The following is a 9,323-nucleotide window of genomic DNA, read 5'->3' as shown; positions in this document are numbered from 1 at the left end:
CCACTCCGCCGAAATTCGCTGTACCCCGCCCCCGCCCATGAACCACCCTCGACTCTCATGAACGCCCGGACCCTCTTCCTCTCCCCGCGTGTCACCGCGACCGGACATGCCCTGGCCGACGCGGCCCGTCGGCGCGCCATGGGCGTCGAGGTGCTGCGCGAGTGGCGGGTGCCGGAGGAGCGGCGGGCGGCCCCGGGCGCGGCGCTGTACGCCGGGCCGCTGTTCGCGGACGCGGTCGCCGCCGAGCTGGGGCTCGGGCTGCTGGAGGCGGCGCCGGACTGGCCGGCCCGGCTGCCGTACGAACTCACGCACAGGGAGATCGAGTTCAGCACGGTCGCCGAGGCACGGCAGTTGCGGCGGCCCGCCTTCGTTAAGCCGCCCAACGACAAGAGTTTTCCCGCACGCGTCTATCCGGACGGGAGCCGGCTGCCTGGTCCCGACGCGGTCGACGACGGCACGCCGGTGCTGGTGAGCGACATCGTGACCTTCGCCGTGGAGTACCGGCTGTTCCTGCTGGACGGTGAAGTCCGCACCGGGAGCCGGTACTTGACGCACGGCGAGCTGGACGTCGCCCCGCTCGACGAGGACCCCCGGTGTGCGGAGGTCCTGGCCTTCGCCGATCGCCTGGCGTCGGAGCATCTGCCGAGTGCCGTCGTCGTGGACGTCGGTCTGCTCTCGGAGAGCTCGGAGTGGGCGGTCGTCGAGGCCAACGCCGCCTGGGCCAGCGGGCATTACGCCTGCGATGCGGCTGCCGCCCTCGATGTCGTCCTGCGTGCCGCCCGCACGGAGGGAGAGTTCGGTGCGGCGGACCGTGCCTTTCTGCGCCCGCTGCCCGAGGTTGTGCGGGACTGACTCGCCGAGGGGCGGGCAGCGGACCGCGTCCGCCTCAGCAGCCGCAGGCCGCCGTCGCGTCGGCCGGGGCCGTCAGGGTGTCGGCGGCGCGGCGTTCCCGCCCCTCCCTCGTGTCGAACGCGAAGCCCTCGCGCACCCAGTACTCGAAGCCGCCGAGCATCTCCTTGACCTGGTAGCCGAGTTGGGCGAGGGCGAGGGCGGCGCGGGTCGCTCCGTTGCAGGCGGGGCCCCAGCAGTACGTCACCACCGGTACCGACCTGTCGAGCAGTCGGGCCGCCTGCTCGGGGATCAGGGCCGTCGGCAGGTGGAGGGCGCCCGGGATGTGGCCCTGGTACCAGGACTCGGTGGAGCGTGAGTCGACGACCACGAACCCGGGGTCGCCGTCGGCGGCGAGTGCGGCGGCCACGTCGGAGACATCGGCGTGGAAGGCGAGGCTCGCGGCGAAGTGGGCGGCGGCCTCGGCCGGGGAGGCCGGGGCGACGCGCAGGACGGGGTTCATGGCGGTGCCGGTGCTGACGGTGCTGACGGTCATGGGCTGTCGGCCTTCCCTCAGGGGAGCCCGGGTCGGGACGGGATGGGCTCCATGGCCGGAAATCTATGGCCGCTGTCGCCCCACCTGAAGGTGTGATCCACGGCCTTTGTCTTGATCGACCGGTGGTTTCCCTGCTATTTCTCGGGCATGAGCACGTTTTCCCCGGACGCCACCGACTGGCGCATCCTCGATGTCCTTCAGCGGGACGGCCGCGCCAGTTTCGCCGAGCTGGCACGCGCCGTCGCGATGTCGCCGAGCGCGGTCACCGAGCGCGTGCGGCGGCTGGAGGAGGCCGGGGTCATCCAGGGGTACGCGGCGGTCGTCGACCCGGAGCGGCTCGGCCTGCCGATCCTCGCCTTCGTCCGGCTCAGGTATCCCAACGGCAACTACAAGCCGTTCCACGACCTGGTCGCCGTGACGCCCGAGATCCTGGAGACGCATCACGTCACGGGCGACGACTGTTTCGTCATCAAGGTCGTCGCGCGTTCGATGCGGCATCTGGAGGAGGTGTCGGGCAAGATCGGCGCGCTGGGCTCGGTGACCACGAGCGTCGTCTACTCCTCGCCGCTTCCCCGCCGCCCTGTCGGCCAGTAAACGCCCGGCCGGCGCCGACGACCGGTCCGGCCGGTGGCCTCACTCGCCGCCCCGCTGCCGCACCACCGACCCCGATCTCCCCTTCACCACCTCCAGCTGGGCGTGGATCCGCCGCCGCAGATCCGGCACATGGCTGACGATGCCGACACTGCGGTCACGCTCGCGCAGTGAGTCGAGGACGTCGAGGACCTCGTCCAGTGTCTGGTCGTCGAGGCTGCCGAAGCCCTCGTCGATGAAGAGGGTGTCCAGGCGGACCCCGCCGGCCTCGTCCGTGACGACGTCGGCGAGGCCCAGTGCGAGGGCCAGCGAGGCGAAGAACGTCTCGCCGCCGGACAGCGTCGCCGTGTCGCGCTCGCGGCCGGTCCAGGCGTCGACGACATGCAGACCGAGGCCGCTGCGGCCCCGCCCGGCCCGGTCGTCGGAGTGGACCAGGGTGTAGCGCCCGGACGACATGCGCCGCAGCCGTGCCGTCGCGGCGGCGGCCACCTGTTCGAGGCGGGCGGCGAGGACGTACGACTCCAGCCGCATCCTGCGTTCGTTGTCGGCCGAGGTGCCCGCCGTCAGGGTGGCGAGGCGGGCCACCCGGTCGTGGGCGGCGCGCAGCGGCGCGAGCCGGCGTACCGCCGTGGCCGAGCGGGCGGACAGGCGGTCGAGTTCGGTGCAGCGGCTCGCGGCGGCGTCGCGCGCGGAGGCGGCCTCCCGCAGCCGCCGGGCCGCGGCCGAGGCCGCCTGTTCCGCGCCCGGTAGGTCGGCGGGCGGCTGTTGCGCGGCGGCCACGGTGTCGGGCTCGGCGAGAGCTGCCCGTACGGCTGCCTCCTCCGACTGCCGGTCGTCCAGGCGCCGTTGGAGTTCACGGTGGGCCGCGTCGTCCAGGAGGGCGTCCGCCGCCGCGCGTGGTGTGTCGAACCCGGCGCGGTAGGCGGCGTCGGCGAGGCGGGCGTCGGCGTCCTTGAGGCGCTGGGCGGTGTCCTCGGCGGCGCGCGCGGACTCGGCGGCCCCGGTGAGCAGCGCGGCCTGCCGTTCCAACTGCGCGGCGCGTTGGGCGACGCTGTCTGCGCCGCCCCTCGCCTGCTCCAACTCCTGCTCCAACGCGGCCCGTTCGCGGTCGAGGGTGTCCCGGCGGGCGGTCCGGGAGGCCGTCCTGAGCGCCGCCTCCTGCTGGGCGGTGACACGGCGCTCGTGCTCCTGCTCGGCCCGGCGCAGCTCCTCCTGCGCGGAGTGCAGCCCGGAGGCGCCGCGCCGGGCCTCCTCGTACCGCCGCTCCAACTCCTCCGCCTGTTCGGCGAGTTGAGCGGTGGGGGCGTCACCGGCCTCGGCGCTGGCGGCTGCCAGCGCCTCGCGTACGTCACCCAGTCGGCGTTCGTCCTCGGCGCGCCGCTCGTCGGCCCGCTGGTAGGCGGTGAGCGCGCGCTCCTCCGTCTCGCGGTCCACATGCCCGGCGATCTTCCGGGCGGGCGCCGGGTGTTCGGTGGCTCCGCAGACGGCACAGGGTTCGCCGTCGCTCAGGTTGGCGGCCAGTTCGGCGGCGATGCCGTTCAGGCGCTGTTCCTTGAGGTCGAGCCAGTGGGCCTTGGCCTCCGTGGCCCGCTCGCGCGCCGCCAGTACGTCCCTCTCCCCGTCGTCCGCGTTCCGGGCGAGCGTGTCGCGCCGACGGGCCGCCGTGAGCCGGTTCTGGGCGGGTTCCCGCTGGACGGAGAGCGGTTCGGCCCTGGTGGCGGCTTCCCGCGCCGACTCGATACGGCTCTGGAGGCCCGCCCGGGCTGTCTCCCATTCGCCGAGCCAGTTCTCGGCGTCGTGCAGGACGTCCTCGTCGGCGCGTTCCTGACGGTCCAGGCCGGTGCGCTCGGCAAGGAGTTGACCCAGCCGGTGTTCGGCGCGGCGGGCGGATTCGAGCCCGCCGAGTTCCTCCGCTGCCCGGCGTGCGGCGGCGGCCAGTCCGGCGGCTTCGGCGTCCGCGAAGGTGTCCGGCAGCATGGCACGCGCGCGTGACTCGCTGTCGGCCGCGCGCCGGTGCTCGGCCTCGGCCGCCTCGCGCAGCTCCAGCGCGGGCGCCACCGTCTCGGCCTTGCGGCCCCGCTCCATCCGTACCCGGTCCGACTGGTGGGCATCGGCCCGCTCGGCAAGCCGCCCGGCCCGCTCCTCGGCCTCGGCGAACCGCCGCTGGAGCCGCGCCACTTCGCGTACGTCGGCCAGCTTGCCCTCGGCCGCGACCTGCGCGGATTCGGCGGCGGCGCGGGCGCAGTGGGCGATGGTGAGCAGCTCACGCGCGGTGCAGCGGGCGACGGCCGCGGCGCCCATGATGGCCTCGGCCAGCCCCGGTTCACCCGGCGCCAGAGCGGGCAGCTCCATGGCGTCACCGGCGGCCTGCTGCATACGGTGGGCGTCGGCCAGCAACTCCGTGTCCCCGTCGCGTACTTCGGCCTCGGCGGCGCGGCGGTGATCCGCGAGGCGCTTCTCGACCTCGGCGAAGCGATGGGTGTCGAAGAGGCGGCCGAGCAGCTTGCCGCGAGCCTCGGCGTCGGCGCGCAGGAAGCGGGCGAAGTCGCCCTGGGGCAACAGCACGACCTGGCAGAACTGTTCGCGGCTCATCCCGAGGAGCTGGGTGATCTCCTCGCCGATCTCCTGGTGGGAGCGGCTGAGGTCCTTCCAGGCCCCGGCCGGGGCGTCGTACTCGCGCAGCCAGCTCTGGGCCTTGTCGAGTGTCGTGCCGGCACCGCGCTTCTTGGGCCGCTCCCAGGGCGGCTGCCGGGTGAGCTCCAACCGGCGTCCGGCGACGGTGAGTTCGAGGGTGACCTCGGTTCGGGTGCCGGGCTCGGCGTGGTCGCTGCGCAGCGAGCCGCCCTGACGGGCACCGGGCACCGAGCCGTACAGCGCGTAGCAGACGGCGTCCAGGACGGAGGTCTTGCCCGCGCCCGTCGGCCCGTGCAGCAGGAAGAGCCCGGCGGCTGACAACTCCCCGAAGTCGACCCGCTGGGCACCGCCGAAGGGCCCGAAGGCCGTGATGTCCAGCCGGTGCAGCCTCACGAGGCACCCTCCGCGTCCGTACTCCCCTGAGCGCGCCTCACCGCGCCACCTCCCGTACCGTCTCGTCGGCCCGCACCGCGTCGAACGCGGCCCGCAGGACGGTCCGTTCGTGTTCGTCAGCGCCCGCGCCCCGTACGTGCAGGACGAAGTCCTCCGCGATCTCCTGGTCTGCGCGCCCCGCCAGGCGCCGTGCGTACGTCACGTCCGGGTCACCCGGTGACCGCTCCGGATCGAAGGCGAGGCTGAGGGTGTGCGGGAACCGTTCCATCAGCCGGGCCATGGGGTCGGCGGGGCGTACCGCGTCGGTGAGCGTGGCCTCGATCCACGCGTCCCCGTGACGGGCGAGGGAGGGATCGGCGAGCAGCTCGTCCAGCGCCCCCCGGATACGGGCCAGCGGGCGCGGTACCGGGCAGTCGACGCGCTCGGCTGTGAGCGAGCCGTCGCCCGCCAGGTCGATCAGCCACATGCTCTTGCGGTGGTCGGCCTCCGAGAAGGAGTACGGCAGCGGGGAGCCCGAATAGCGCACGCGCTCGGTGATGGTCTGGCAGCCGTGCAGATGGCCAAGCGCCACATAGTCGACGCCGTCGAACACCCCGGAGGGCACGGCGGCGACCCCGCCGACGGTGATGTCCCGCTCGCTGTCGCTGGCCTCGCCGCCGGTGACGAAGGCGTGGGCGAGGACGACGGCACGCGTGCCCTGCGCGCGCGTGGCGAGGTCGGCGCGGACCCGGTCCATGGCGGCGGCGAGGACGCTCTCGTGGCCGGCCTTCTCCACCCCGAACTCGTCCTTCACCAGCGCCGGTTCGAGATAGGGCAGTCCGTAGAAGGCGACCTCGCCGAAGGCGTCACGCAGGACCACCGGCGTCCCGGCGGCCGACGGGTCGGTGCGCAGATGGATGCCCGCTCGGTCGATGAGGCCCGCGCCCACTCCGAGGCGGCGGGCCGAGTCGTGGTTCCCGGAGATCATCACCGTCGGCACGCCAAGGTCGGCGAGCCGGTGCAGGGCGTCGTCGAACAGCTCGACCGCGGCCAGCGGGGGCACCGCCCGGTCGTACACATCACCCGACACGACCACCGCGTCCACCTCGCGCTCCCGCGCGACGGAGACGAGATGGCCGATGAACCCGGCCTGCGCCCCGAGCATGTTCACCCGGTGGAAGGAGCGGCCGAGATGCCAGTCGGACGTGTGCAGCAGTCTCATGATCCCCGAAACTAACAGCCGGGTCCGACATCACGGGTGGTTACTCCCGTATCGGCCCACTGTGCGGCCCCCCGAGGCCGTCGCCGATGTCACGAGCATCGCGGGCATCGCGGGCATCGCGGGCATCGCGGGCATCGCGGGCATCGCGGGCATCGCGGGCATCGCGGGCATCGCGGGCATCGCGGGCATCGCGGGCATCGCGGTACTCATTGGTCCGCGTCTCCGTACGCCTCTCCCCCGAGTGTGAACCCCGCGGTTCCCGCCGTCGCGTCCGCCAGCCACGCCCGGAACGCCTCCACGTCGGTGTCCGGCAGGCCGATCTCGATCGTGACGGCCTCCCCGTAGCGCACATCGCGCACCTCACGTCCGGTGGACCGCAGGTCGTTCTGGACCTTTCCGGCCCGCTGGTGGTCGACGGTCACCGTGGCCAGCCGGAAGCGGCGGCGGGTGCGGGTGCCGAGCACGTCGAGGGCTTCGCCGACCGCTCCCCCGTACGCCCGGATCAGGCCGCCCGCGCCCAGTTTGACGCCGCCGTAGTAGCGGGTGACGACGGCGACGACGTACCGCATGTCGCGGCGCAGCAGCATCTGGAGCATGGGGACCCCGGCGGTGCCGCCCGGTTCGCCGTCGTCGCTCGCCCGCTGGACGGAGGCGTCGGCGCCGATGACGTACGCGAAGCAGTTGTGGGTGGCGTCGGGGTGCTCCTTGCGGACAGCGGCGACGAACTCCTGGGCCTCCTGTTCGGTGGCCGCCGGGGCGAGGGCGCACAGGAAGCGGGAGCGGTTGACCTCGGTCTCGTGCACACCTGGGTGGGCGACTGTGCGGTACTCGTCCGGCATCCGGCCACCCTACGGGCGTCGGCGTGGTGGATACTCACTCCTCGTTGCCAAAAGGCCGCAGGCCAGGCCCAATAAACAGATAAGCAATAAAGAAGTAAACAGTGCGCAAAGCAGACCTCAAGGAGATCACCGCATGACCGGCGTCGAGGTGGATGGCAAGGACAGCGCCGGGCCCGCGGAGCCAAGACGCTCCGCGACGGTGTCCGCGCGGCCCGCGCCCCACTGGCGGGCCTGGCTGCTGGAGGGGCTCAGCGAGCAGTCGGCCCGGCATCCGGGGCCGCACGCCACCCCGGCCGAGGACCACAAGGGTCACAGATGGTGGCGGGTCATGTGCCTGACCGGCGTCGACTACTTCTCGACGCTCGGCTACCAGCCGGGCATCGCCGCCCTCGCGGCCGGCCTTCTCTCACCGCTCGCCACACTTGTGCTGATCGCGCTGACGCTGCTCGGCGCGCTGCCGGTCTACCGCCGGGTCGCGCGGGAGAGTCCGCACGGCGAGGGGTCCATCGCCATGCTGGAGCGGCTGCTGCCCTGGTGGTCCGGGAAGATCTTCGTGCTCGTGCTGCTCGGTTTCGCGGCCACGGACTTCATGATCACGATCACTCTCTCGGCGGCGGACGCCTCGGCACACGTCGTGGAGAATCCTTTCGCTCCGCACTGGACGCACGGCGGGAACGAGTGGATCACGCTCGCCCTGGTCCTCGGTCTCGGCGCGGTCTTCCTGAAGGGCTTCAAGGAGGCCATCGGCATCGCCGTGGTGCTCGTGGGTGTCTACCTCACCCTCAACGTGGTCGTTCTCGCCGTCTCGGCCTGGGAGGTGTTCAGCCACCCGCACAGGATCGGCGACTGGACCGACGCGATGACCGCGGCGCACTCGTCACCGCTCGCGATGATCGGCGTGGCGCTGCTCGTCTTCCCGAAACTGGCGCTCGGCATGTCCGGCTTCGAGACGGGCGTGGCGGTGATGCCGCAGGTCAAGGGGGACGCGACCGACACCTTCGAGCGGCCCGAGGGCCGGATCAGGGAGACCCGCAGGCTGCTCACCACGGCCGCCGTGATCATGAGCTGCTTCCTGCTGCTGTCCAGTCTGGCGACGACGATCCTGATCCCGCAGTCCGCCTTCAGGAGCGGCGGCCCGGCGAACGGACGCGCGCTCGCCTACCTCGCGCACGAGCACCTCGGTGAGATCTTCGGCACGGTCTACGACATCTCGACTATCGCGATCCTCTGGTTCGCGGGCGCCTCCGCGCTCGCCGGACTGCTTAACCTCGTACCGCGCTATCTGCCGCGCTACGGCATGGCGCCCGAATGGACGCGGGCCGTGCGGCCGTTGGTGCTGGTGTTCATGGCGGCGGCCGTGTTCATCACCCTGTGGTTCAACGCGAACGTCGACGACCAGAGCGGCGCGTACGCGACCGGTGTGCTGGTGCTGATGCTGTCCGCGTCGTTCGCTTCGGCGGTCGCCGTGCACCGGCGCGGCCATCGGGCCGCCACGGTCGGCTTCGGCGCGATCACCGCCGTGTTCGCCTACACCCTGGTCACGAACGTGATCGAGCGGCCCGACGGCATCAAGATCGCCATGATCTTCATCCTGGCGATCCTCGCCACGTCGTTCGCGTCCCGGGTGCGCCGCGCCTTCGAACTGCGGGCCGCCGAAGTGACGTTCGACGAGACGGCGGCCCGCATCATCGACGAGGCGGCGGCCGGCGGCCCGCTTCTCCTGGTCGCCAACGAGCCCCAGGAGCACACGACCCGGGAGTACCGCGCCAAGGAGTACAGCCAGCGCGAGCAGACCCACATCCCGGACGGCCGTCCCGTGCTGTTCCTTGAGGTGTTCGTGCGGGACTCCTCCGACTTCACGGCGGATCTGTCGGTGCGCGGCGACGAGAAGCACGGCGCGCGCCGGCTGCGCGTGGAGGGCGCGACCGTGCCGAACACGATCGCCGCGGTGCTGATGCGACTGCGCGACCGCACCGGCCAGGTCCCGCACGCCTACTTCAACTGGACCGAGGGCAACCCCTTCAGCCACTTCGTCCGGTTCCTGATCTTCGGTCACGGCGAGGTCGCCCCGGTCACCCGCGAGGTGCTCCGCCGCGCGGAACCGGACCCGGACCGGCGTCCACGCGTGCACGTGGGCTGACCGGGTCAGGCAGGGGCGGGTCCGTTCATCTGGTCGGGGTCTTCCCGCGCGGCACGATCAGGTCCGTGAGCAGGGCCGCGCCGGGTGCGAGGTCGTGCCAGTCGTCGCCGTGCCAGGCCAGCACGGCGACGACTGGCACGA

8 protein-coding genes are annotated in these 9,323 nt (G+C 72.5%); 4 read left to right on the top strand and 4 right to left on the bottom strand.

All coding sequences use genetic code 11. From position 1 onward, the window contains the following. Positions 1-57 precede the first annotated feature (57 nt). Entirely contained in the window at positions 58-852 is a 795-nt protein-coding gene (locus tag AOK08_RS15590; protein ID WP_055526164.1) for an ATP-grasp domain-containing protein, read from the top strand. 34 nt (positions 853-886) lie between these two features. Here the strand turns inward: AOK08_RS15590 and AOK08_RS15585 are convergent, their stop codons facing one another. After that, positions 887-1,384 carry a rhodanese-like domain-containing protein gene (locus AOK08_RS15585; RefSeq protein ID WP_055526163.1) on the bottom strand — a complete coding sequence of 166 codons (498 nt, stop codon included), beginning with the start codon at positions 1,382-1,384 and terminating at the stop codon, positions 887-889. Between the two features lie 147 nt (positions 1,385-1,531). Between AOK08_RS15585 and AOK08_RS15580 the strand changes: the two genes are divergently transcribed. After that, positions 1,532-1,978, top strand: a complete 447-nt coding sequence (locus tag AOK08_RS15580; protein WP_053746164.1) for an Lrp/AsnC family transcriptional regulator — start codon at positions 1,532-1,534, stop codon at positions 1,976-1,978. Positions 1,979-2,017: 39 nt separating this feature from the next. Here AOK08_RS15580 and AOK08_RS15575 read toward each other — a convergent pair whose 3' ends face one another. Both AOK08_RS15575 and AOK08_RS15570 read right to left on the bottom strand, forming a co-directional pair. After that, positions 2,018-5,002, bottom strand: a complete 2,985-nt coding sequence (locus AOK08_RS15575) for an AAA family ATPase (RefSeq protein ID WP_055526162.1) — start codon at positions 5,000-5,002, stop codon at positions 2,018-2,020. Between the two features lie 37 nt (positions 5,003-5,039). Then, on the bottom strand, positions 5,040-6,203 hold the full coding sequence (locus AOK08_RS15570; protein WP_055526161.1) for an exonuclease SbcCD subunit D: 1,164 nt from the start codon (positions 6,201-6,203) through the stop codon (positions 5,040-5,042). Positions 6,204-6,264: 61 nt separating this feature from the next. Here AOK08_RS15570 and AOK08_RS43140 point away from each other — a divergent pair, with 61 nt between their 5' ends. Continuing rightward, on the top strand, positions 6,265-6,450 hold the full coding sequence (locus AOK08_RS43140) for a hypothetical protein (protein ID WP_198539278.1): 186 nt from the start codon (positions 6,265-6,267) through the stop codon (positions 6,448-6,450). On the opposite strand, the gene AOK08_RS15565 is transcribed toward AOK08_RS43140, so the two are convergent. Further along, positions 6,410-7,042, bottom strand: coding sequence for a YigZ family protein (locus AOK08_RS15565; RefSeq protein ID WP_055526160.1), 633 nt, complete (start codon positions 7,040-7,042; stop codon positions 6,410-6,412). The genes AOK08_RS43140 and AOK08_RS15565 overlap by 41 nt on opposite strands. Positions 7,043-7,175: 133 nt before the next feature. Here AOK08_RS15565 and AOK08_RS15560 point away from each other — a divergent pair, with 133 nt between their 5' ends. Beyond that, a complete protein-coding gene (locus tag AOK08_RS15560) occupies positions 7,176-9,182 on the top strand; it encodes an APC family permease (RefSeq protein WP_198539277.1) in 2,007 nt (668 codons plus the stop codon). Positions 9,183-9,323: the final 141 nt, after the last annotated feature.

This window comes from Streptomyces graminilatus (assembly GCF_001418565.1).
Classification (GTDB): Bacteria; Actinomycetota; Actinomycetes; order Streptomycetales; family Streptomycetaceae; genus Streptomyces; species Streptomyces graminilatus.
This window is presented reverse-complemented; position numbering and strand designations above follow the sequence as displayed.

Excerpts from the sequence above, each read along its gene's own strand:
- AOK08_RS15590 (WP_055526164.1), top strand. The coding sequence starts at position 58 with ATGAACGCCCGGACCCTCTTCCTCTCCCCGCGTGTCACCGCGACCGGA.
- AOK08_RS15585 (WP_055526163.1), bottom strand. The coding sequence starts at position 1,384 with ATGACCGTCAGCACCGTCAGCACCGGCACCGCCATGAACCCCGTCCTG.
- AOK08_RS15580 (WP_053746164.1), top strand. The coding sequence starts at position 1,532 with ATGAGCACGTTTTCCCCGGACGCCACCGACTGGCGCATCCTCGATGTC.
- AOK08_RS15570 (WP_055526161.1), bottom strand. The coding sequence starts at position 6,203 with ATGAGACTGCTGCACACGTCCGACTGGCATCTCGGCCGCTCCTTCCAC.
- AOK08_RS15565 (WP_055526160.1), bottom strand. The coding sequence starts at position 7,042 with ATGCCGGACGAGTACCGCACAGTCGCCCACCCAGGTGTGCACGAGACC.
- AOK08_RS15560 (WP_198539277.1), top strand. The coding sequence starts at position 7,176 with ATGACCGGCGTCGAGGTGGATGGCAAGGACAGCGCCGGGCCCGCGGAG.